The organism is Salegentibacter tibetensis, assembly GCF_020164485.1.
GTDB lineage: Bacteria > Bacteroidota > Bacteroidia > Flavobacteriales > Flavobacteriaceae > Salegentibacter > Salegentibacter tibetensis.
The window spans coordinates 1-255 of the sequence record NZ_JAIQZA010000167.1 but is presented as its reverse complement, the minus strand read 5'-3'; the positions used below and the strand labels follow the sequence as shown (position 1 = coordinate 255).

General features: G+C 43.1%; 1 protein-coding gene. It reads right to left on the bottom strand.

Going from position 1 to position 255, the window contains the following annotated elements:
• Positions 1-255 (bottom strand): nitrilase-related carbon-nitrogen hydrolase (locus LB467_RS18955; protein WP_317196388.1); only part of this gene is annotated, 255 nt, incomplete at both ends.

Genomic DNA, 255 nt, shown 5'->3' with positions numbered 1-255 from the left:
AGTTCAATCCACCAACGCTAAAGTCTTTTAAAGGATGTACCTGCAGTCCATTTCCATCTCCGGGAGCCCAGGTTAACCGCTCCTCATAAGTAGGTTGCAGTTTTCGGTGAACAGACTGAATTTTTCCCAGGTTGTCAATATATACCAATGAGCAGTATAGACTATGTCCTCCCCGATTATGAGCTCTTTCAATCATGCCAAGATAAATGGCTATACTATTTTCTTTCGCGATCGCACACAATTCATCAAGCTCCC